Source organism: Bacillus pinisoli, from assembly GCF_023036475.1.
GTDB classification, from domain to species: Bacteria; Bacillota; Bacilli; order Bacillales; family SA4; genus Bacillus_BS; species Bacillus_BS pinisoli.
Window position 1 is genome coordinate 13,378 of the sequence record NZ_JAJQKI010000012.1, and the last position, 22,554, is coordinate 35,931.

The window sequence follows — 22,554 nt, forward strand, 5'->3', positions numbered from 1 at the left end:
ATATATTTTCTAATCCACTAAGACGAAAAATTCGACAAGCTTTCGTTAAAACATATAAAAAACCATGTGTATGTATTACACATGGCTGCTTTACATTTTTATTTATTTTCTTCTTCGGTACCCATTCCGTTCTCAGTACCTTCTTCCATATTTTCTTCTGGGTCTTCCATTAGCCCTTCGTCTTCCTCACCAGGTGTGCCTTCTTCCATTTCGTTGTCACCAGGCGTTGTTTCATCAGCAGGAGTCATTTCGTCTGCACCGTTTCCTTCTCCACCAGGAATAGCATCCTCAATGTCGTTTTCTAATTCTGTTTCTGTTTCCATTCCATTATCCTCTTCTCCTGGAGGTGCTGGATCTTGATCGTCAACTGCACAACCTGTCATTAAAAATGCAGCTAAAAGAGAGCTTGTAAGTAACATTAACCATTTTTTGCTCATATTTAACCATCCTTTCATGAACGATATTTTTTATGACCACCATCTATTGGTCCTTGATTATGTTGCCCCAAAATAGTAAAAACTTGCATACAGAAAAATAAATGCGAAAAAAAATAAAAGTCACCTATCCTACATGGATAGATGACTTCATAAATTTAGTTATTCCTTCTTTTCACCTAATGCAAACATAATTTCTGCTTCACAAACGAGTTCCCCATCAATTGTCGCTGTTGCTTTTCCTTTACCAACAGGTCCCTTTAGACGAGTAATCTCAACTTCTAGACGTAGTTGATCACCAGGGACTACCTGTCTTTTAAAACGACAGCTATCGATGCCTGCAAAAAAGGCAAGACGACCTTTATTCTCCTCTTTGCTTAGCATGGCAACAGCACCGACTTGTGCCAATGCTTCCACAATTAATACTCCTGGCATGACGGGATAGTCGGGAAAATGTCCATTAAAAAACTCTTCATTAGCCGTTACATTTTTAATACCAACAGCGCGCTTTCCTTCTTCCATTTCTAACACTTTATCCACTAATAAAAATGGGTAACGATGTGGAATGACCTCTTTAATTTGGTTAATGTCCAGCATAAATCATTCTCCTTTTGTATGTATAGGTGTTTTTTGTATTATAAGCATAAACGTGCAAAAAAGGAAGGAGTCGTCTCCTTCCTTTACCTTATTTCTTTTTCACTAAATCAATAATATGTGTCCAGGTCGACTCTTCAAAGGCATCTTTGATTTCGCCGTTCCCAATTATACCATACCCAACAGCTACTCCTGCCAATAAGCTTAATCCCAAAAGAAGAACAATAATGAGTAAACGTAGCCATATAGGAAAAAGACGTATGCGAATCTTAACTGGTTTCTCTTTCGCAGCCTTTTCTTTTCGCTCTTTTTTATTCTTTTTCACATCTTCACGTGTCTTTACTTCTACATTTTCTACGCTTGGCATCATATACTTATTCCCCTTCATAACACTTATCTAATTCCATTCACCAGACCCATCATTTGATCTGCGATTGAAATGGATTTAGCGTTAAATTGGTAAGATCGTTGAGTATTAATCATTTCCGTCATTTCTTTTTGTAGTTCAACATTCGATTGCTCCAGTGCACCTTGTTGAACTGAAATATCGTTTCTGTTAATTGCCGCAAATACGTCTACTTCTAAAATACCTAAATTATCCAAATTAGGCAATGCATAAAAATTGCTTCCTGCAGATTGTAGAAGTTGTGGGCGTTGAATTTGTGCGATGGACAGGTCAAATGCTTCAGAAGAACCATCCTCATAATTTACGGTCAACTCCCCATTATTACTAATGGAGAATCCTGTTTGGCCTTCTCTAAAAATAATCGCACCCGTCTCACTTAACACTGGGTGACCATCGCTCGTTACAAGCTGAGTCTCACCACTTGGTAAAACCGAGAGACTAAAGGAACCATCCTTTGTATAATGAGTTTGTCCATCGACTTCTATTTCAAAAAATTGATTTTCTTTCAGTAATGCAATATCTAGCATACGTTCTGTTGTGATAATATTGCCTTGGTTAAGTTGTAGACTTGTATGAGAAACTTTAGCGCCCGTTCCTTGTCTAATTCCATTCGGTGTTAATCGACCTACTTCATTTCTGTCAATTGGTTGGTTATTAAACTGTTGGAAAAGAAGCTCTTGGAAGTTAGTTTCACGCTTTTTATATCCGACTGTATTAACGTTAGAAATGTTATGACTAATGTTGTCCAGTTGCTTTTGAAGTTGTGTCATCGTATTCGTTGCAGTTATCATCGAACGATTCATATTATCACCTTTTCAACCTTTTATAATCGGCCAATTTCATTGACAGCCTTCTCCATGCTTTTATCATAAGCTTGGAGAACTTTTTGGTTTGCTTCAAAAGCACGAAATGCAGAAAGCATCTGTGTCATCGTCTGAGCAGCATCAACATTGGAACGTTCAATAAACCCTTGCTTTAGCGAATACGCCACTTCCTGATTCCCGATAGCTGTTTGAAGAGCTTGTCCATCTTCAGTACGAAATAGACCATTTCCTTCTTTTATCAAGGAATTAGGGTCTTCCGCTAGCACGATATTGATTCTTCCGACTACTTGTCCATTTTCAAGAATGGTTCCGTCTTCTTGAAGAGCAAATTCACCACTCGCAATATTTATTCTTTGATTGTTCTCGTTAAGAACATAATAACCTTCATTTGTGGTTAAGTAGCCTTGTCCATCAATGGTAAAGTTACCGTTTCTTGTATATCTATTTTCACCGTTTGCATTTTGTACGCTAAAAAATAGGGATGACTTTTGACCAGTTAAAACATCAATTGGCACATTCAAGTCTAATAAAGCAATATCCGTTTTCCTACCCGTATCTTGCAAATCACCCTGGATGAAGTTCGGTATTGTTTCTTGAACGTAAGATCCAGTGTTGATAGACCCTATTGTATGTCCCCCTGGTAGTTGTCGATCTGTATTAGGAACGCCTGGGTTATTCATTCGTTGTAATAATAGTTCAGGAAACGCCCGCATACTTGCCTGATCTGCTTTGAAACCAGGTGTATTTGCGTTTGCCATATTATTAGTAAGCATTTCTGTCATTCTTTGTTGCGAAAGCATTCCAGATGCTGCTGTATAAAAGCCTCTAAGCATAAAGTGTCTCCTCTCGAACTAATCCATACATTTATTATAATGGAGTTTACAACGAATCTCATTAACCAAAATTAGCTATTTTCTCTATACAGGCCTTTGTACAAGGCTGTAACAAAGTACTAGAAAAGAGCCTTATGCAAAGCTTCTTCTAGGAAGCTTGTCCATACTATCTAACATAATTCCTGTTCCAATTGCCACACAATCCATAGGGTTTTCTGCAATTAGCACAGGAACACGAAGTTCTTCTGAAAGAAGCGTATCGATTCCGTGTAATAACGCTCCTCCTCCAGTTAAGATAACCCCACGATCAATAATGTCAGCTGAAAGTTCTGGTGGAGTTCTCTCTAAAACACCTTTAGAAGCTTGTACAATAATAGCAACTGATTCACGAAGAGCTTTCTCAATCTCTTCTGAGCGAACAGTAATTGTTCTTGGTAAGCCTGAAACCATATCTCGACCACGAATATCGATCTCCTCGTTACGAGCACCCGGGAATACAGTAGCGACTTTAATTTTTATATCTTCAGCTGTTCTTTCACCGATTAACAGCTTGTACTGACGCTTAATGTAATTAAGGATTTCATTATCAAATTTATCTCCGGCCATTTTAATTGAAGAGGCGGTGACGATATCTCCCATAGATAAAACTGCGATATCTGTTGTACCACCGCCAATATCAACTACCATATTACCGCTTGGTTGAAAAATGTCCATACCAGCACCAATAGCCGCAACCTTTGGTTCTTCTTCTAGATACACTTTTTTCCCACCGCTTTTTTCGGCAGCTTCTTTAATTGCTTTTTGTTCTACCTTCGTAATGTTCGTTGGGCAGCAAATTAAAATGCGTGGTTTTGAAAGAAAGCCCTTTACATTAAGCTTATTAATGAAATGCTTTAGCATTGCTTCTGTTACGTCGAAATCTGCAATAACTCCATCCTTTAAAGGACGAATCGCAACTATATTCCCTGGTGTACGTCCAACCATTCGTCTAGCTTCTTCACCAACTGCAAGGACTTTCCCAGTATTACGGTCGATCGCTACTACTGATGGCTCATTAAGAACAATTCCTTTTCCTTTAACATGTATTAATACATTAGCCGTGCCTAAATCAATTCCAATATCCCTTGCAAACATTCCCTTTGTCCTCCTTGCAAATTCACAACGATAATATTCTATAGATATATTATCACAATTTGACGAAGAGTATATGAGTTCACAGAAAAAATCAAGGAAAATTTGAAAGAGTATGTCGAAAACTGATAAAACAACGCATTTTCAGCTGAAAAAAACAGCTTATTTTACTACCTCTTCATGCTCTTCTTTCTTATACTTTAGCTTTGTTGCTTCACCACCACGTAAATGACGAATTGATTTATGGTAATCAAGAATGTCCTTTACTTCATTCGCTAGTTCTGGATTAATTTCTGGTAATCTTTCCGTCAAGTCCTTATGAACAGTACTTTTGGAAACACCAAACTCTTTCGCAATCACGCGAACAGTCTTCTTTGTCTCCACGATATACTTCCCAATCTTGATAGTACGCTCTCTGATGTAATCGTGCACACTACTCGCCTCCCTAATTTGGATGTGAGAAGTGTGAAATGAGACTCGTGTAAGTTAGCTACGAAGAAGGAATTATGCTCGTTCATCTTAGAGGAATTTATTTTTTGGATCCTTCGAAGACAATTTACGATCCCTCACCTCAAACACTCTCTTTGTTAGGTTTGTAACATTTTATTAGCTTGGTTGCGGATATATGCTAAAAAGTCAATTAGGACAAGGGTTTTCTCTGATTTTTTAGAAACTTTCGCCCTGTTAATGCAATATGTAAGAATTTCCAGAATTAGTACAAATTTATTTTGAAGCGAACTCGTTTGTAGCAGCTGACTTTTCTACTAGAAATGATTTAATAGAGTGTATATTGTCGGATAGGGTTTATTTTCTGGGAAATATGTCGAACTGGGGACTTGCTAGATTTGAAGGGTTATATAGATTGATGGTTTTGTATATTGAAAGAGTCATATATGTATTTAACATTTTCACAGTAAAACGTATTAAAATTTTATATAAGGCTGTTTTCGTATAGATTGTTGCTTTCGTATAAAGTCTCTGCTTTAAATCTAGAGAGTTGCTCTTTTCTACCTTTAATAAATCAGTCTAATCGTATTAAATATGGCGAAATTGCTGATTTATAAGATGGAAAAGCAACAAAGTTTTAGAAAAGAGCCTTATATAAAAAGCATCCTTTCCATTATTATTTGAAAGAATGCCTTTTTACTTCAGTCTATTCTATTGGCAGTTATAATATATCGATTAGGAGCGTTCCCCACAAATCCGAATGGATAGCAAGTTGTGACGGTTAGTATTTCCTCCGTATAGTCAGAAGTGATAACACTAAGATCATTAGCGCCCACAATTTCTGTCTTCGTAATTTTATAATGATATGAACCGTATGAAACGTTTAAAGTGAAGATGTCTCCTAGGTTTAGTTGGTCAAAATTTTTAAATACAGTATCCCGATGACCTGATAACACGATTTGATTCTTTTCAGTAGGTAAAGCTGTTCCGGGATAATGCCCGACTCCCTTCTCAAGCTCTTCTTCATCTATTCCTTCTATTATAGGTAATGTGGAATTAAGCTTTAGGATCTCCAGTGTACCTATCACGTCACCTTTAGACGGTTGTTCTATGATGAACTGAGAAGATTGAACCTGTTTGGCTGTAGCAGACTGTATGACTTGTTCTGCTTTTGCCATCGCATTCTTTTGACTTTGATTGGATTGGTATAGTTCTTTTATAGATAATGATATTAGTATGAGTCCCACTAAAATAATTGAAACTGAGAAAAACTTAACGATTGTCTTCATATTTACTCCTGGTCATGTGCTACTTTACTTTTATTATGAATTACATCCATATAGATAGACAAGAAAAAAAGCTGTCCTAAGACAGCTTTTGATTTAGATTATTTAGAGTCGTTCATCCACACTTCTCCATCTTTATAGCTCATTTGTTCAGGATAACGTAGATCCATGACTTCTTCCTGAGATTTTAATGATGGAGCAGGTGTTGCTAGTGACACGACAATGTTTGTAATAATCGCGGCAGCCGCACCAAAGACTCCGGCACCCGTGTCTATAATACCTAGAATCGTGAATACCCCTGCTTTAGCTGCAAAGATGTAGGCGAGAGTGACTGCTAGACCAACGATCATTCCAGCTGTAACCCCTTGAGCATTTGATCTCTTCCACCAAATGCCGAGTAAAAGGGCAGGGAAGAATGTTCCTGATGCAAGAGCGAAGGCCCAAGCAACAATTTGCGTAATTGCTCCTGGTGGGTCTAGAGCAACAATACCTGCAATCACTGTTGCAATTACAATCGTCCATCTTGCTACAGCTAGACGATTTTTTTCTGATGCATCTGGCTTTAACACACGGTAGTAAATATCGTGAGCAAAGGAAGAGGAAATAGCAATTAAAAGTCCACCCGCTGTTGATAGAGCCGCAGCCATCGCACCCGCTGCCACTAATCCAATGACAAACACGCCTAGGTTTGCAATCTCCGGGGTTGCCATAACCACGATGTCCCGATCAATAATTAGTTCAGCCCATTGAAGGATGCCGTCCCCATTTGTATCAGCAAGTTTAAGCTTTCCAGTGTTTACCCAAGATTCAGTCCATGCAGGTAATTGATCAATCGGTTGACCAGCTACTTTTTTCATTAAAATAAAGCGAGAGAAAGCCGCATAGGCTGGAGCTGATAAGTATAAAAGTCCAATAAATAATAATGCCCATGCTCCTGACCAGCGAGCTGCTTTCATCGTTGAAACGGTATAGAATCGAACAATAACGTGAGGAAGCCCAGCTGTTCCTGCCATTAATGTAAATAGTAGTGCTAAAAACTGCCACTTAGACCCTGATGAGTAAGGTGCAAAGTATTCCGATACACCTAGTTCACGGTCTAATGCGCCTAATTCATTCACAATATTTCCATATGATATCCAAGGTATTGGATTCCCTGTTAATTGTAGAGACATGAAAATAACTGGAATTAAGTAAGCGATGATGAGGATGATATATTGTGCAACCTGAGTCCAGGTAATTCCTTTCATTCCACCGAATGCTGCATAAATGGCAATTAATACAACACCAATCATTGTTCCCGTTGCCGCATTAATTTCAAAGAGTCTACCAATAACAACCCCTGAACCTGACAACTGACCAATCGAATATGTAAAACTGATTACGATGGTACAAATAGCCGCAATGATACGAGCTGAATGACTCTCATAGCGATCTCCGATAAATTCAGGAACTGTGTAACGCCCGTACTTTCTTAATTGTGGAGCCAGTAAGAAAGTTAATAATAAATATCCACCTGTCCAACCCATAATATAGGCTAATCCGTTGTAGCCTAGTAACATGACCGTTCCTGCCAATCCAATGAAGGAAGCAGCACTCATCCAGTCAGCACCAATGGCCATTCCGTTAAAAATAGGTGGTACCCCTCGTCCTGCTACGTAAAAGTCCGACGTAGCAGTTGCTTTATTGTAGTAAGCGATACCGATATACAGAGCAAATGTTGCCAGAATAATGGATAAAGATACAAAAAACTGTAAATCCACGATCATTCCCCCTTTATACAACGTCCTCTATTAGTGGTCTAGTGATTTCCCAGCGCTCAACATTTCATTTTGAGCTTCATCAATGCCATATTTTTGATCAATTTTGTCACTAACTTTTGCATTTACAAACAATAAGATAATAAAGGTTAAAATTGATCCTTGTGCTCCCATGTAATAATGGAATGGGAAGCCTAAGAATGTAAAATTGGATAACGGTTCTGCAAAGAGGACAACACCAAATGAAACGATGAACCAAATAATAAGATAAATGATAATATTTCTAGTTTTCTCACGGAAATAGGCATCCGCTACACTTTTATCAATCTTCTTCATTTCATCACCTCCAAATTAATTAGCGAGAAACCAACTAAAACTGGGACATTGTATTTCCATAGATCACAACCTTTCAAGATTTTTAGCCAATCGCAAAAATAAACTTAATAGTGTCTATGAAAGGCGCAGGAACTAGCGCGATTTCAACAATAAAATAGATAAATAGAAATAAGAAAGGTAGAACGAGAAGCTGTGGCTTCCTTTTTTTAAACGTATAAAAAAGCGAAAATCCAGTGATGAGTAAGATGAGGATCAACATCATAACTTATTCCTCCTGTAACTTTTGTAAGCGTTATCATTATGTTGGTTAATCATACCTTAAATGGAATGATTATGTATAGTAAAATTTTTCTAATTTTACAATAATTATATTATCCAAAACTTTCTATTTACCGTCAAGATGAACCCTCTTGAAACTTTTCTACATAAAACGAGGCTAGTCTACAATTAATGACTAGCCTCGTTCGCTTTATTTATTCATATAATTTAATACTTCTCGGTCAATTTTTCCTTGTTCTTGTTCGCGACCTTCAAAATTCTCTGTATGGATATACGTTGTCAGGGATTGATAGAGTTCTTCATCGCTTACTTCTAGTGTGTTAAGGTACCCAAGTCGATTAAGCTGGGTTACTAGATTAGTTCTTACATCTCCAACAATATCTAGGATGTTCTCCTCTTTCGTTGGAGCAAAGTATAATTGCTGAAGCTCGTAAATCCGAATTAATTCTTTAATAGGATCTGGGTGCTCGTCGACACGGAGGTCAATATAGCGGTCATTGTAACCAGCATAGCCCCCCTTTTCTTTTACGACTAATAGTGCTGCTGATTGCATGCCACGGCTGTCGCCGCCTGCGTCTTGTCCGGCATCTAGTGCTTTTAATAGTCTCTCTGCAAGGGTACCTTTAGTTGCTTCAAATGTTTTGGCCATTGCTAGCACGGTTTCTTCACTTACAAGAATGTTTCCTTGAGCAGCAAAGTGTTTACCCGTGACACCGCCTGCCCAGTCATAACACTTTTCACCGGTAAAAGTTGCTGCATTCCCCTCTGCATCTACAATTCCAGCCTGACGAAATTCTGCTTGTTCGTCTTCGGATGTTAGAGCATCTAGTGCTTCTTGAGCCGTTTTTCCTGAGGCCATTAACTCCAAGCCTTTTGGTCCATACGTTGTATTCGCATAGGATTGGGTCGCCACAGCGCCTACCCCCGCTTTTGCCCAAGGTACCACTGAACCGACACCAAGGAATTTAGACTGTACGGCAATCCCTAGTTCTTTTGTTTCTGGATCATAACCAACAATAGAAAAAGTCATTTCTGTTCCTCCTAATCTAGTGATTGAATCATTAATTCAATTCCACGCTGCAAATCCTGTTGTGACCAGCTTGGCACAGAAGGCTGCTGAATGCTTAATTCATGAGAAGCTGGGATATGGACAAAGCCAGCTCTCGTTTGTTTACCTTGTTGTTGAATATAATGAAGAGTATTGTACATGACAAAATTGCATAGATAGGTACCCGCAGAATTTGAGATTGTAGCAGGTAGATTGTTTTCCTTTAATACATTTACAAACTTCCGAATGGGAAGTGTCGAGAAGTAGCCGTCTGGACCATCTTCTTTAATCGTTGCATCCTCTAAGACAACCCCACTGTTATCGGCTGCTCCATCCGAACAGTTAATCGCAATTCGCTCAGGTGTAATCTTCGAACGACCACCCGCTAACCCTAAATGAATTACCACATCTGGTTGAACTTCTTCATATAACTCAATCGCCCGAACAGCAGTCTGACTAAACTCCACCGGTAACACTCGACCAACGACCTCATAGTCCCCAATCACCTTACCGTCTAACGCCTTTGCAATCTCCTCTGTCGGATTCACCCTAAATTCCAAAAACGGAACAAACCCCGTTAATAACAACTTCTTCATCCCTGGTTCCTCCTCTATATGATAGGGGAGCGAGTTGTACTTTAATCCTTTAAAGGGACGGGGGCCAGGCCCCCGATGCTTTAAAGAGGTAAAGCATGAACGCCTCCCCTGCCTTGTTTATTAGTATCAGTTATTTTTAGTACGAAGCGATAGACCCATCGGTTCTGCTTTCGGTACCACCTGTAAGGACGCCTGTTTCTGGGTCACGCCAGATGATTTGCCCACGGCCAAATCCTCCTGTGTCTAGTGCCACTTCAATTTGATGTCCTTTTCTTGCTAGAGCTTGAGCAAGATGTAGTGGGAAGTTTGGCTCGACTTGGAACTTCTTTCCTTCTGTCCATTGCCATCTTGGTGCATCTAGAGCTGCCTGTGGATTGAGACCAAAGTCAACTGTGTTCATAACGACTTGTAAATGACCTTGTGGTTGCATATAGCCACCCATTACACCGAATGGTCCTACTGGTACATTACCTTTTGTTAGGAAGCCAGGAATAATAGTGTGATAGGTTTTCTTACCAGGTTCTAGTGCATTATCATGTGTTGGGTCTAGTGAGAAGTCATGCCCACGGTTTTGAAGTGAGATGCCTGTTCCAGGTACGACTACTCCGGAACCAAAGCCCATGTAGTTACTTTGGATAAAGGAGACCATGTTCCCTTCTTCATCCGCTGTTGCTAAGTAAACTGTACCACCTTTAGATGGTGTACCCGGTTCTGGGGTAACAGCTTCTTCTCCGATTAATGATCTTCTTTGATCAGCAAAAGATTCTGATAATAGGTCTTCTACTGATACCTTCATCTTTCTAGGATCAGTAATATATTTTTTCCCATCTGTGAATGCTAACTTCATAGCTTCAAACTGCTTATGTAGCGTATCCAGATTATCTCTTTCTGAAAACTCATACCCTTTTAATGTGTTTAGGGCCATAAGTGTAACTAAGCCTTGACCGTTCGGTGGGATTTCCCATACATCATAGCCACGATAGTTTACACTGATTGGCTGTACCCATTCTGGTTGGTAATCAGCAAGGTCTTCTTCTGTAATAAACCCATTGTGTTGTTTAGAGAAATCACTTATTTTCTTTGCTAGATTTCCTCTATAGAAAGATTCAGCGTTCGTTTCACCAATTTCTCTTAGTGTTGACGCGTGACCAGGAGAACTCCACATTTCACCAATCTTTGGTGCACGTCCATTAGGAGCAAACGTTTCAAACCATCCATTAAATTCATCACCAGTAGCCGCTTGCTGATACGCTTTATAAGCATAACCCCAGTACTTACCAAGAATTGGAGATAACGGGAATCCGTTTTCTGCATATTCAATGGCAGGCTTTAGTACTTCTGATAAAGGTAGTTTACCAAATCGCTTTGATAGTTCAGCCCAAGCTGCTGGTACGCCAGGAACTGTAACAGGAATTAATCCAAGCTTAGGCATCGTTTCATGGCCACGCTCTTTTACAGCTTCAATTGATAGATTCTTCGGTGCTGGTCCACTAGCATTTAGGCCATGAAGCTCTCCCTTTACCCAAACTAGAGCAAAAGCATCTCCGCCAATACCATTTGAAGTGGGTTCAACTACTGTTAGACAAGCAGCTGTCGCAATTGCAGCATCTATTGCATTTCCACCTTTTTTCAATATATCCAAACCAGCTTGAGCAGCAAGTGGCTGTGAAGTAGCAACCATACCTTTTCTAGCAACAGTCGTTACGCGTTGTGATGAATAAGGGTGCGATAAATAATCCATGTTAACTTCCTCCTCTTATCTATATACATTTCGTATACCGAAACATCTTGGCATAATTATATCAGAAAATTGTAAAATATACACCTACCTTTATTACTTTAATACGTTACTATTGTTGGGGCCAGGCCCCCGGCGCTTTAAAGCGGTGGGGGCCTGGCCCCCATTGGTTTAAAGCGTTAAAACAGAAAAAAACCTATCCACACTGTATGGATAGGTTTTGTATCAAGTTGTTGTGTTGTTAACGAGAATTTGTAGATTAGATTAAGCTTTAGCTTGTCCAATGGATGCATCTGGAGTGTCAGCTGTGTCTCCCTCTGCATCTTCTTCACCTTCTTCAGGTGATTCTTCGTCAGCAGCGTCTTCTTCTGTTTCTTCATCTGTTGCATCTTCAGAAGATTCTACTTCTTCTTGATTTTTTTCTGTATCAGCTGCAGCTTCTTTCATTTCTTGTAGTGCAGTTAGATTCTTTTCGAAGAAGTCTAAAGGATTAACAGGCTCATTGTCTTTACGGATTTCAAAGTGAGCATGAACTCCTGCTTCTTCGTTATATAAAGAACGACCTGCAGTAGCTAAAAGCTCGCCTTGCTCAACATTGGAACCTTCTTCAACCTTTACATTTTCTAAAGCTGAATACATTGTTGTCACACCATTACCGTGATCAAGTTCTACTAGATAACCTAGTAATGGATCTTTCTTAACCGCTGTAACAGTACCACTTAGTGATGCTACTACATCAAAGCTTTCCCCGTTTTTGCTTACAATATCGATACCCGTGTTACCAGTGTACGTATTATTATAGAATACTAGGGCTGCTTCCTGTTCCTCTTCACTTGCTTCGTCATCGTAGAAGTGCTTCTGGATTTCAATAGAATTAGGGTCAACGACAGGCATAGAGAACTTCTCAACATTGCTTACTACTGGTACAGACTCTTCATTTCCTGCAGCAGTTCCTGGTACTTCTGTTTCTGTTTCTGTAGTAGGATCCGCTAACTCAGTCGTACTGTTTTGATACCATAATACGGCTGTCAGAATGATTGCTGCACTTAAAAGATAGATTGCCGGGAATACCCAACGTTTTTTAAATAAATTGTTTTTTGACTTACGAGGATTTTTGTTTTCTTCCTCTCTCATCATTATCATCACCTCAACAATCATTCTGAACAGAATCTCGTAAATCTATACATTTATTAAAAAAAATTTAAATTTTATTTTTCGACAAACTTGTTTGTATTATTCATAGATAGTAATTTTTTTTATAAAAGTATTGGTTTCTTATTCAGGAAAGCAGGATTTTCTATATTTAATACCTAATAAATAGTTATCAAAAATAAGGAGTGATGTAATGAGCAGAAGACCACGAGTCTGGTTTCCTGGAGCAATCTATCATATTACTAGTAGAGGAAACAGGAGATCTAACATTTATAACAGCCCGTATGATTACGAAAAATATTTATCCTTAATTGCTGAAACGCAAGTAGAGACCCCATTTCATCTCCACGCCTATTGCCTCATGTCAAACCACCTTCACCTACTTCTAGAAACGACCCATACTCCCATTCCTCAAATCATGTGGTCCATTCAAACTTCCTATGCCAACTACTTCAATAAGAAATATGAACTTGATGGTCACGTCTTCCAAGGTAGATATGGTGCCAAGCTGATTGACTCTCAAAAATACTTTGTAGACGCTGGTCGTTATATTCACATGAACCCCGTCCATGCTGAAATTGTTGAACATCCCACTCAATACCACTGGAGCAGCTACCACTATTACGTGAATGGTAATCCACCACCCTTCTTAACAACTACCAAAACCATATCCTTATTCCCTGGACCTAAAAGCTATCAATTTTTTGTCGAGAAAACTCCTACTTTAACGAATTAACGCATTGGGGGCCTGGCCCCCAATGCGTTAATGTGGTAAAGCAATTGTATTTATTGTTTTATTACTGTTTAGACTTGATTATTTAAACGCCGTTAATTTGTCTAAAAACGGGGTGACTGGGGTGATTTCAATTCCTTGGTAGTAGTGACGGACGATTTCTTCGTAGGTTCTTCCTTGTTGGGCGAGTCCGTTGGCTCCGTATTGGCTCATTCCTACTCCGTGGCCGTAGCCTTTTGTTGTAATTATAATTTGATCACCTTTTCGTTCCCAGCTGAAATCAGAAGAGTATAGACCTAGGTCTTCACGGATTCTTCGACCTGAGAAGGTTTTGTCTCCAATTTTCACAGATGCTACTCGGTTTCCTTCTGTACGGGCGGTAATGGTTCCGATTTCACTGCTGTTTCCTATTCTAACGCCTAATAATTTCTCGAATTGGCTTACTGAAATGGATGTGCTTGTTATATATTTTGGTGATTGCTCATCACCGTGCTTACTCTCCACACTTCGTAAGTAAGGAAACTCGTTTGTCCAATAGTCTTCCGAGTTTTCCGTGAATCCATTACTGGTTGAGAAGAACATGGCTGAGATTGGTGATCCTTCATAGGTTAGGATTTGTCCCGCCGTGTCGTTTACGGCCTTTGTAATCTTTTCTAGCTTCCAGTCATAATCACCTTTCCAGTGGGCTTTTAAGTCAGCTAAATCTTTATACACTTGGTGATTAACTGTATCTGTTACTTCTGCTCCCTCGACACCCTTTGGAATTCCAATCGTTCCTTCACTCAGTAATTGCTCTACTATATAGGTTCGTGCCGCTAATGCCTGTGCTTTTAATGCTTCTTCTTCAAATTCTGCTGGCATCTCAGATGCAACTACTCCCACCACATATTGTTCAATGGGTATTTCTTCAATAACCTTCTTGGCTGTACGATAGACCGGTACCGAAACAGGAATCGTATTTTCAACGGCAGTTGTTAATACTTGAGGTTGTAAATCCTCTACTAACGATCCCTTTGTTTCTTCTGTAAATGGTGCGACTAATATGCTTGGTACGATTAACGTAATAACGAATAAGGTTGACCCTAGTATAATCATTGGTTTTAACGGTTTCACGTTTTCCAGCCTCCATCCAAGTATTTATGTAAATCAAGTTGCTTACTATCATTTTTATGGAGGTGGACAAACTATTATGACTAAATCTCTTAACTCTTTTAAAACTTATTACTAGAATTACTCCTTGTTTTCAGATAACTATGTAATATTACTGTAAAGAATGTTTTATATTATTTCGCATACACTTTTATATAGGCTGGTACGTATAGAATTTTATTAAATGAAACAACAAAAAAAGGAAGCTCTACCTAGCTCCCTTTTTAGTATTTATGCATTTATATCTGAAACTTTAATTTCTTGTTCTGTCTGTGGCTGTTCTTCTACAATACGTTCAATGTCCGCACCTAATGCAGCTAGTTTTTCATGGAACTTCACATATCCACGGTCAAGGTGCTTTAATTCACCAACTCGTGTATATCCATCAGCAATCAGACCAGCCATAATTAATGCAGCACCTGCACGAAGATCAGTAGCAGAGACTTCAGCACCTTGAAGTGTTCCTGGTCCATTGATGATAACCGAACGTCCTTCAATTTTGATTTCTCCGTTCATACGACGGAATTCTTCTACGTGCATGAAACGATTTTCGAATACAGTTTCTGTAATCATACTCGTGCCTTTTGCTTTTAATAATAGGGCCATCATTTGTGACTGCATATCAGTTGGGAATCCTGGATGTGGCATTGTCTTAAGATCTACTGCTTTTAAGTGTTCAGGACCAATAACTCGAAGTCCATCTTCTTCTTCCTGAATAATAACACCCATTTCTTCCATTTTCGCAATTAATGAGCTTAAATGTTCAGGTACAGCACCTTGCACATATACATTTCCACCCGTGATCGCAGCTGCTACCATAAAGGTTCCTGCTTCAATACGGTCAGGAATGACATTATGCTCAGCACCCGTTAACTGTTCAACACCTTCAATTTTAATGGTACCTGTTCCCGCACCGCGGATCTTAGCACCCATTTTGTTAAGGTAGTTGGCTAAATCTACAATCTCCGGTTCTTTTGCACAATTTTCTAATGTCGTAATTCCTTTTGCTAAAGTCGCTGCCATCATGACATTCTCAGTAGCACCAACACTTGGTGTGTCAAAGTAAACCTTAGCTCCAACTAAGCGATCTTTTACTTCAGCTTCAATATAACCATTACCTACCTTGACTTCCGCACCCATCGCTTCAAAACCCTTTAAATGCTGATCAATGGGTCTAGATCCAATGGCACATCCACCTGGTAAGGCAATTCTTGCTTTACCGTTACGTGCAAGCAATGATCCCATTACTAATACAGATGCTCTCATTTTACGAACGTACTCAAATGGAGCTTCTGTTGTTAATTCTTTTGTCGCATCAACGATAATTTGACCATTTTCAAATACTACGTCTGCATTTAGCTGGCGTAACACTTCATTAATCGTGTAAACATCCGAAAGTTCAGGTACATCAGAAATGATACTTTTACCTTCTTTAGCTAATATGGATGCAGCGATAACAGGCAAAACGGCATTTTTTGCACCTTCTACTTTAACAGTACCGCTTAACTGCCTACCGCCACGGACGATGATTTTTTCCAAGGTATTCCCCTCCGCGTCCAATTTCTCTATATTAATATTCATCTTTTCAGGCTTCCGTTCCTACTTCAAACGTAGAAATAAGCCCATGATAGGTTCATAAGATCTTTTACTTTTTTACGTTTATTTAGATCTTTCATTCCACAATCTTAGTATATGCAGGAATCGAGACAAATGTCTCTCTAGACTAAATTTCATTATTGTACAAAGATTTTTGTTCAGAAAGTCCGCACAAATAAAAAAACATAAAACCTCTTCAATCTTATCACTGTATTTCCATTCTGTACAAGGTGTTTTTTGTAAAAAATACATGAACTTTGTCATTTTCTGACACAGATAATTTTTAAAAGCTTTCCCAACCGCTTATAGCTGCAAGATAAAGTACGATCGTGGTTTCTTCTTTATGAGGGTAATAAATTGTTTTCATTAAATGGACGGATTTCAAATAAAAAAGTTTCTTAATCCACTTCAAATTCTTCCAACAAAATCGTTCCCGTTCACTCCTTCTCCATATATTCATTTTTTACGATTCCTTATGGTTGCATACTTGGTAAAACCCTACTCTTTTAGGAAGATTTTTTCAGTTAAGGCTGTAATTGGCCTTAATTAAGGCTCATTTCTAAGACTTTGTTGCTTTTAACCTACTTTATCCGAAGTTAAGCTTATTTTGAGAATTGACTTATTTATCTTTTTGGCTCTGTTAATCTTCAGTGTTGATTTTCGTTTCGGGACACTCGCTTTCCGCGGGCGGGTTCGGGAGCCTCCTCGGCGCTTCTCGCCTGTGGGGTCTCCCTTACCACGCTCTCCCGCAGGAGTCTCGCATCCCTCCACTTCAATCAACAGTGCAAAAATCAACAATATCCTTTAACACAGCCATCTTTTTAGAAAGCTCGATGTAAAGTAGAAGACATTATACTAGTAAGTAAAAATCCGACTTTGGGATTTTTACGAAAGCAACCATCCATACGAAGAGCCTAATTAAAAAACCATGCCCCCAAAAGGCACGGTTTAAACCACTTTTAAAATAAATAAGGCAATTGCTGTGACCACAATAAATAATCTAGGAAAAAATTACTTACTGTTGTGCCTACTGCAATTGTTACTAATAATAATATGACTCTTGCTTGATAAACGTGATTCGGTTTGATTAAAACCTCAATTCTCACTGCTTGAAGCGCCCACCATGTGATGACAATAAATAATAGATGAGAAATCATACTAATTAGGGCCTGCTGCCCAATAAACTGATCGACCATTGTTTTTACTCCTTTATTAAAAAATTTCTTTTGCCTGCTCATTCACTAAAATTTTCAACTAAACAGAAAAGAGGCCCACGAAAGAGCCTCTCATTCTACTGTTATTGGAAAAAGTCTAAGCTAAATTTTCCATGTTGGTAAAAGACATCTAAAGCCAGGTTAGGGAAGATTCCTAGTCCGATTGTTCCCACAACACATAATACGATGAGGATGGCTGTACTAACCGGGAACTTAATTGGCTCCGGATTGGTAGCTGGACGGAAGAATACTTGACCTAATAAGCCGAAATAATACACATAGGAAATGACGGTTACACCAATCATAATGCTTGCAAGTAGGAAATGCTCCATTAATAACGTACCTGTAAAAATATTTACCTTGGCAATAAACCCTGCTGTACCTGGAATACCCGCTAACGAAATGATGAATACTCCAAAAGCAATGGCCATTAATGGTGATTTCCGATATAGACCTGTAAATTCACTAATATCCTCTTTACCCGTTTTAGAAACGACTAATTGCAGAATCGCAAATGCACCGAAGTTCATCATTCCATATGCTAGCAAGTAGAACCAAATGGAATCAAGCATAAATGGTGATAATGCCATAAAAGCTACTAATACATAGCCTGCATGCGCGATACTAGAGTAAGCAAATAATCGCTTTACATTTCGCTGACGTAAAGCAATGGTATTTCCTACAATCATCGTCACAGCAGCAATAATGGCGATATAGTCACCCATGGAAACAAGTAAGCTTGTCGTTCCGCCTTCTCCAGGTGTTTTAGAGAAGATCGTTAAGAAAATTCTTAGAATGATGACGAACCCTGCTGTTTTGGAAACAACACTTAGGAATGCTGTTACTGGCATTGGAGAACCTTCATATACATCAGGTGCCCACATATGGAAAGGTGCGGACGCTAATTTAAAAGAAAGCCCTACGAATATCATGACAAAGGAAATGATCGTAATGTACTGGAATTCCTCAGACAAGAGTCCTTCCATTCGTTGACTAATTTTTATTAAGTTAGTAGAGCCTGTTAACCCATATACATAGCTCATTCCAAACAGAACCATAGCGGTCGAAATTCCACCGTTAATGACATACTTCATCGCTGCTTCATTAGAAGGTAAATGCTTCTTCCTTAACCCCGCTAAAATATATGAAGAAATCGATAAAAGCTCTAATCCTACAAACAGTGTAATGAGGTCTCCACTTGAAGCCATCATCATAGCCCCTAGAAGGCCAGTTAAGAAAAGATAGTAAAACTCGCCTCTATACTCAAGCTTTTCTATTGGGTCATAGTCTGCTGCAAGAAGCATGACAAAGGCTCCACCTAATAGTAATAGAATTTTAAAAAGCTTCGAAAAGGAATCAAGTCTATACGTATTATCAAGAATTTGAATGGCTGGATCATTTAATTGAGTAAGTAGTACTCCAAAAGCTACGATAATCCCAGCAAACCCAAGCCAAGCAAATTGTCTACGATCTACACTCGGTTTTAAAAATAAGTCGAGTAGAGAGAGAAGGGTCGCGACACCCAGGATGATAAATTCAGGGCCCATTGCTCCCCATTCGATGCTTAATAATGTTTGTAAATCCATCCCTCTCAACCTCCTATTCCTAACATAATCGTTTCAACCGTAGACTGTAAAGGTACTGTTAATATGGAAGGGAATACACCGATTAACACAATTAACCCTACTAGTACTAGTACTGGTATAAATTCTACACCTTTAAGGTCTGGTTTGTTTTCAAGCTTTTCATTTAATGGTCCAAACGTCATATTTAGTACAGCACGCAATAAATATACGGCTGTCATGATAATACCGATTGTACCAACTGCTGCGATAATTGGCATTTCTTTAAATAATCCTAAGAAGGCCATAAATTCACTGACGAATCCAGACATACCAGGTAATCCTAGGGAAGCCATTGCTCCTGTTAACAGGAAGCCAGCCGTGATTGGCATAATTTTTGCCAGTCCACCTAAGTGACCAAGCATCGTTGTTTGAACTCTTTCATACATCACACCCACTAGGAAGAATAGTAGTGCTGAGATTAATCCATGTGATACCACTTGGAAAATAGCTCCTTGGATTCCTGCATCATTTAATGCAGCAAGCCCAATTAGTACAATTCCCATGTGTGAAATACTAGAGTAAGCTAACACCATTTTAAAGTCATCTTGAATGAAGGCTAAAAATGCACCATACAACAAGTTAACCACACCAAGAATGGCTAGCACGACAGCAAAGGATTCATATTCACCCGGAAATAATCCTGCTCCAAAACGAATTAAACCAAAGGCTCCAATTTTTAATAGAATCCCTGAGTGAAGCATTACAATGGAAGGTGGTGCTTGCACGTGAACACGAAGCATCCAGCTATGCAATGGAAAAATTGGTAGCTTTACCCCAAACGCAATAAGTAAGCTAATAAATAATCCCCAACGAATTTCAGGGGTAAATGGTAAGATGAGCTGCTGTGCTTCATATTCACCATTTAGAATTTGGCCTAGTAACGCGATATTCGTTGTACCTGTTCTTGAAAACAAGACCATAATGACAATTAACAATACTGCTGAACCAAGGCCATTATAAATTAAATAGCTATACGCTGCCTTTTCTCTGTCAAAATAACCCCATTTACCGATAAGGAAAAACATTGGGATCAACGTAAGCTCAAAGAATATAAAGAATAAAATTAAGTTCTCTGCAGCAAAGACACCTAGCATTCCTACTTCAAGTAAAAGAAATAGTAGAAAATAACCTTTCCATTCCTTCTTAATATGAATGGCTGCAATCGACGATAATGTCGCTAATATAGTCGTTAGAAGAAGTAGAATAAGTGAAAACCCGTCCACGCCTAACTCATAATCTACAGCAAACAGGCGTCCCTTAAACACTTCAAAATTACCAATCTGGATCCACTCATATACTTCCGAAAAAGAGCTCAGCGCTTTTCCAGAAAGATATTGGCCATAAATGACTAGAGCTAAGCCTAGTGGTAATAACGTACTAAGAAAGCCTACTAACTTTAAGGTTTTCTCCTCTGTTTTTGGTATAAATGCTAAAACTAGCATTCCGAGTACCGGGGAGAAAATTAAGAGTGAAAGTAGAAATGATTCATTCACCGCATTCATCCTAAATACCCCCCTGCTAAAACGTACACGATGAGAAGAAGAGCTAATCCAACAAATGCAACGGCACCATATGTTTGTACCTGGCCGTTATGAACAGAAGCTCCAACACGACCAATCGATGTCACCATCACTTTGATTCCTTTTACAATTCCTTCGATGAGGAAAATTTCAATGTATTTTAGGAATAAGCTAAACGTCTTTGTCGCATATACGACTGTCATTTGATAAAACTCATCAACAAAGTACTTATTTTTAAGAATTCCGTAACCAGCCGGGAAGCTTCCGCTCAACCAATCACGAGAAATTGTTTTATTTCCATAAATCATATAAGCCAGTAAGATTCCACCTACTGAGACAATCGTCGCAACAGCCATAATCCATAATGGCGCATCAATATGATGTCCAAGGGCGTGATTGTCTGCCGTTAACCAGTCTCCAAGGAAGGTACCAAACCATGGTGTATTCACATAACCAGCAAATACAGCTAGGACACCTAGAACAATCATTGGGAATGTCATGACAGTTGGAGATTCATGAACATGCTTTTGGTTTCCTCTTGGGTCCCCTGTAAAGACAAGGAAGAATAAACGGAACATATAAAAAGCGGTGAAAAAGGCTGCAATTATGGCTAGCGTAAATAATCCATAATTTCCGTGAGCCCAAGCCGCTACAAGAATTTCTTCTTTACTAAAGAAACCTGAGAATAGTGGAACCCCACTGATCGCTAACGTACCAATTAAGAAAAGCGGTGCTGTAATACGTAGCTTTTTCCAAAGGCCGCCCATCTCTTCAATATTTTGATTATGAACCGCATGGATGACACTACCTGCTGCAAGGAATAGTAGAGCCTTAAAGAACGCATGCGTCATTAAGTGGAATACACCTGCAACATAACCAGCAGAACCTAATGCAAGCATCATATAACCTAACTGACTCACTGTTGAGTAAGCTAGTACTCGTTTAATATCTGTTTGCACAAGACCAATAGAAGCAGCGAAGATCGCTGTAAATGCTCCGATCACTGCTACTGTATATAAAGCCGTCTCACTTGCTGCGAATAATGGAAATAATGCAGCAACTAGATACACACCTGCTGCAACCATTGTTGCTGCGTGGATTAAAGCAGATACTGGGGTTGGACCTTCCATCGCATCAGGAAGCCAAGTATGAAGTGGAAATTGACCTGACTTACCCATTGCCCCTACAAAAATGAGTATCGCCGTTAACGTGATCATTTCGTATGAAATTCCACCTGCTTCAACGACAGCAAAAATTTCATCATACTCGAAAGAGCCGACCTGCCAGAATAGTAGAATCATCCCGATTAGTAAACCAACATCACCAATACGAGTCATGATAAATGCTTTTTTCGCCGCAGCTCTTGCATCTGATTTGTAAAAATAGAATCCAATTAATAAGAACGATCCTAGCCCTACGAGTTCCCAGAAAATATACGTTTGAAGTAGGTTTGGTGAAAGAACCAAGCCTAGCATCGCGAATGTAAATAAGCCTAAATAGGCGAAAAACACATGAAATCTTTCATCACTGTGCATATAACCTTTTGAATACATATGTACGAGAAAACTAACAAGTGAAACAATAAACAACATTAACGCATTCAGTTGATTCACTTCAAAGCCAGCTGTAAGTTGTAAGTCTCCAATCGAAAGCCACGTAAATTCTGCTTTTACATTCGGCGAAGTCAATCTGTTCAAAAGAACAACCACCGATAAGACTAACGAGAGAAACGTGAACAGCATGCCTACATATGCACTTCCTTCTTTCATCCGTTTGCCGATTAGAAGTAGTGTTAAAAAAGAGGCAAGCGGAAAAAGCGGTATTAACCAAGCCATTTCCATCATTTGTATCACAAT

General features: G+C 39.0%; 22 protein-coding genes. 1 reads left to right on the forward strand and 21 read right to left on the reverse strand.

Annotation, left to right across the window (positions count from 1 at the left end):
* Positions 1-98: 98 nt before the first annotated feature.
* The 15 genes from LT143_RS15705 to LT143_RS15775 all read right to left on the reverse strand — a co-directional run bounded on the left by LT143_RS15705 (position 99) and on the right by LT143_RS15775 (position 12,843).
* On the reverse strand, positions 99-437 hold the full coding sequence (locus LT143_RS15705; protein WP_246944375.1) for a hypothetical protein: 339 nt from the start codon (positions 435-437) through the stop codon (positions 99-101).
* 159 nt (positions 438-596) lie between these two features.
* Positions 597-1,031 carry a 3-hydroxyacyl-ACP dehydratase FabZ gene (fabZ, locus tag LT143_RS15710; RefSeq protein ID WP_246944378.1) on the reverse strand — a complete coding sequence of 145 codons (435 nt, stop codon included), beginning with the start codon at positions 1,029-1,031 and terminating at the stop codon, positions 597-599.
* Positions 1,032-1,119: 88 nt separating this feature from the next.
* Entirely contained in the window at positions 1,120-1,398 is a 279-nt protein-coding gene (locus LT143_RS15715) for a DNA-directed RNA polymerase subunit beta (RefSeq protein WP_336296624.1), read from the reverse strand.
* Positions 1,399-1,421: 23 nt separating this feature from the next.
* Complete coding sequence (locus LT143_RS15720; protein ID WP_246944380.1) at positions 1,422-2,237, reverse strand: flagellar hook-basal body protein; 816 nt, start codon at positions 2,235-2,237, stop codon at positions 1,422-1,424.
* A 20-nt stretch (positions 2,238-2,257) separates the two neighbouring features.
* Complete coding sequence (locus LT143_RS15725; protein WP_246944382.1) at positions 2,258-3,091, reverse strand: flagellar hook-basal body protein; 834 nt, start codon at positions 3,089-3,091, stop codon at positions 2,258-2,260.
* 132 nt (positions 3,092-3,223) lie between these two features.
* A complete protein-coding gene (mreB, locus tag LT143_RS15730) occupies positions 3,224-4,225 on the reverse strand; it encodes a rod shape-determining protein (protein WP_246944383.1) in 1,002 nt (333 codons plus the stop codon).
* Between the two features lie 159 nt (positions 4,226-4,384).
* Complete coding sequence (spoIIID, locus tag LT143_RS15735) at positions 4,385-4,654, reverse strand: sporulation transcriptional regulator SpoIIID (RefSeq protein WP_163180361.1); 270 nt, start codon at positions 4,652-4,654, stop codon at positions 4,385-4,387.
* Between the two features lie 716 nt (positions 4,655-5,370).
* The gene (locus LT143_RS15740; protein ID WP_246944384.1) at positions 5,371-5,958 is read right to left on the reverse strand and encodes a class D sortase; all 588 of its coding nucleotides are present in this window, start codon (positions 5,956-5,958) and stop codon (positions 5,371-5,373) included.
* A 98-nt stretch (positions 5,959-6,056) separates the two neighbouring features.
* The gene (locus tag LT143_RS15745) at positions 6,057-7,715 is read right to left on the reverse strand and encodes a sodium:solute symporter family protein (protein WP_246944385.1); all 1,659 of its coding nucleotides are present in this window, start codon (positions 7,713-7,715) and stop codon (positions 6,057-6,059) included.
* 30 nt (positions 7,716-7,745) lie between these two features.
* A complete protein-coding gene (locus LT143_RS15750) occupies positions 7,746-8,048 on the reverse strand; it encodes a DUF4212 domain-containing protein (RefSeq protein WP_246944386.1) in 303 nt (100 codons plus the stop codon).
* Positions 8,049-8,130: 82 nt separating this feature from the next.
* Positions 8,131-8,310, reverse strand: coding sequence for a hypothetical protein (locus LT143_RS15755; protein ID WP_246944387.1), 180 nt, complete (start codon positions 8,308-8,310; stop codon positions 8,131-8,133).
* A 207-nt stretch (positions 8,311-8,517) separates the two neighbouring features.
* Positions 8,518-9,357, reverse strand: coding sequence for a DUF1028 domain-containing protein (locus tag LT143_RS15760; RefSeq protein ID WP_246944389.1), 840 nt, complete (start codon positions 9,355-9,357; stop codon positions 8,518-8,520).
* Positions 9,358-9,368: 11 nt separating this feature from the next.
* Positions 9,369-9,971 (reverse strand): pyroglutamyl-peptidase I, encoded by a 603-nt coding sequence (gene pcp, locus LT143_RS15765; protein WP_246944391.1) that lies wholly within the window; start codon positions 9,969-9,971, stop codon positions 9,369-9,371.
* 136 nt (positions 9,972-10,107) lie between these two features.
* On the reverse strand, positions 10,108-11,712 hold the full coding sequence (locus tag LT143_RS15770) for a gamma-glutamyltransferase family protein (RefSeq protein ID WP_246944394.1): 1,605 nt from the start codon (positions 11,710-11,712) through the stop codon (positions 10,108-10,110).
* Between the two features lie 261 nt (positions 11,713-11,973).
* Positions 11,974-12,843, reverse strand: a complete 870-nt coding sequence (locus LT143_RS15775) for a stage II sporulation protein SpoIIQ (RefSeq protein ID WP_246944396.1) — start codon at positions 12,841-12,843, stop codon at positions 11,974-11,976.
* 211 nt (positions 12,844-13,054) lie between these two features.
* Here LT143_RS15775 and LT143_RS15780 point away from each other — a divergent pair, with 211 nt between their 5' ends.
* On the forward strand, positions 13,055-13,597 hold the full coding sequence (locus LT143_RS15780; protein WP_246944398.1) for a transposase: 543 nt from the start codon (positions 13,055-13,057) through the stop codon (positions 13,595-13,597).
* A 78-nt stretch (positions 13,598-13,675) separates the two neighbouring features.
* Here the strand turns inward: LT143_RS15780 and spoIID are convergent, their stop codons facing one another.
* From spoIID to nuoL, 6 genes are all read right to left on the reverse strand, one after another.
* The gene (gene spoIID, locus LT143_RS15785) at positions 13,676-14,707 is read right to left on the reverse strand and encodes a stage II sporulation protein D (protein ID WP_246944400.1); all 1,032 of its coding nucleotides are present in this window, start codon (positions 14,705-14,707) and stop codon (positions 13,676-13,678) included.
* Between the two features lie 267 nt (positions 14,708-14,974).
* The gene (murA, locus tag LT143_RS15790; RefSeq protein ID WP_246944401.1) at positions 14,975-16,282 is read right to left on the reverse strand and encodes a UDP-N-acetylglucosamine 1-carboxyvinyltransferase; all 1,308 of its coding nucleotides are present in this window, start codon (positions 16,280-16,282) and stop codon (positions 14,975-14,977) included.
* 1,016 nt (positions 16,283-17,298) lie between these two features.
* Positions 17,299-17,535, reverse strand: coding sequence for a DUF1146 family protein (locus tag LT143_RS15795; protein ID WP_246944402.1), 237 nt, complete (start codon positions 17,533-17,535; stop codon positions 17,299-17,301).
* 101 nt (positions 17,536-17,636) lie between these two features.
* A complete protein-coding gene (gene nuoN / locus LT143_RS15800) occupies positions 17,637-19,139 on the reverse strand; it encodes an NADH-quinone oxidoreductase subunit NuoN (RefSeq protein WP_246944403.1) in 1,503 nt (500 codons plus the stop codon).
* 5 nt (positions 19,140-19,144) lie between these two features.
* On the reverse strand, positions 19,145-20,680 hold the full coding sequence (locus LT143_RS15805; RefSeq protein WP_272495827.1) for an NADH-quinone oxidoreductase subunit M: 1,536 nt from the start codon (positions 20,678-20,680) through the stop codon (positions 19,145-19,147).
* Positions 20,677-22,542: an NADH-quinone oxidoreductase subunit L gene (nuoL, locus tag LT143_RS15810; protein WP_246944404.1), complete on the reverse strand. Its 1,866-nt coding sequence runs from the start codon at positions 22,540-22,542 to the stop codon at positions 20,677-20,679. Before nuoL ends, LT143_RS15805 begins: the two co-directional genes overlap by 4 nt.
* Positions 22,543-22,554: the final 12 nt, after the last annotated feature.

Bases quoted from the DNA above. Each gene is read 5' to 3' on its own strand.
- LT143_RS15760 (WP_246944389.1), bottom strand. From the start codon at position 9,357: ATGACTTTTTCTATTGTTGGTTATGATCCAGAAACAAAAGAACTAGGG.
- pcp (WP_246944391.1), bottom strand. From the start codon at position 9,971: ATGAAGAAGTTGTTATTAACGGGGTTTGTTCCGTTTTTGGAATTTAGG.
- LT143_RS15780 (WP_246944398.1), top strand. From the start codon at position 13,055: ATGAGCAGAAGACCACGAGTCTGGTTTCCTGGAGCAATCTATCATATT.
- LT143_RS15720 (WP_246944380.1), bottom strand. From the start codon at position 2,237: ATGAATCGTTCGATGATAACTGCAACGAATACGATGACACAACTTCAA.
- LT143_RS15725 (WP_246944382.1), bottom strand. From the start codon at position 3,091: ATGCTTAGAGGCTTTTATACAGCAGCATCTGGAATGCTTTCGCAACAA.
- LT143_RS15795 (WP_246944402.1), bottom strand. From the start codon at position 17,535: ATGGTCGATCAGTTTATTGGGCAGCAGGCCCTAATTAGTATGATTTCT.
- LT143_RS15715 (WP_336296624.1), bottom strand. From the start codon at position 1,398: ATGATGCCAAGCGTAGAAAATGTAGAAGTAAAGACACGTGAAGATGTG.
- mreB (WP_246944383.1), bottom strand. From the start codon at position 4,225: ATGTTTGCAAGGGATATTGGAATTGATTTAGGCACGGCTAATGTATTA.
- LT143_RS15775 (WP_246944396.1), bottom strand. From the start codon at position 12,843: ATGAGAGAGGAAGAAAACAAAAATCCTCGTAAGTCAAAAAACAATTTA.
- LT143_RS15770 (WP_246944394.1), bottom strand. From the start codon at position 11,712: ATGGATTATTTATCGCACCCTTATTCATCACAACGCGTAACGACTGTT.
- fabZ (WP_246944378.1), bottom strand. From the start codon at position 1,031: ATGCTGGACATTAACCAAATTAAAGAGGTCATTCCACATCGTTACCCA.
- nuoN (WP_246944403.1), bottom strand. From the start codon at position 19,139: ATGGATTTACAAACATTATTAAGCATCGAATGGGGAGCAATGGGCCCT.
- LT143_RS15755 (WP_246944387.1), bottom strand. From the start codon at position 8,310: ATGATGTTGATCCTCATCTTACTCATCACTGGATTTTCGCTTTTTTAT.
- LT143_RS15705 (WP_246944375.1), bottom strand. From the start codon at position 437: ATGAGCAAAAAATGGTTAATGTTACTTACAAGCTCTCTTTTAGCTGCA.
- LT143_RS15805 (WP_272495827.1), bottom strand. From the start codon at position 20,680: ATGAATGCGGTGAATGAATCATTTCTACTTTCACTCTTAATTTTCTCC.
- LT143_RS15740 (WP_246944384.1), bottom strand. From the start codon at position 5,958: ATGAAGACAATCGTTAAGTTTTTCTCAGTTTCAATTATTTTAGTGGGA.
- nuoL (WP_246944404.1), bottom strand. From the start codon at position 22,542: ATGATGGAAATGGCTTGGTTAATACCGCTTTTTCCGCTTGCCTCTTTT.
- LT143_RS15750 (WP_246944386.1), bottom strand. From the start codon at position 8,048: ATGAAGAAGATTGATAAAAGTGTAGCGGATGCCTATTTCCGTGAGAAA.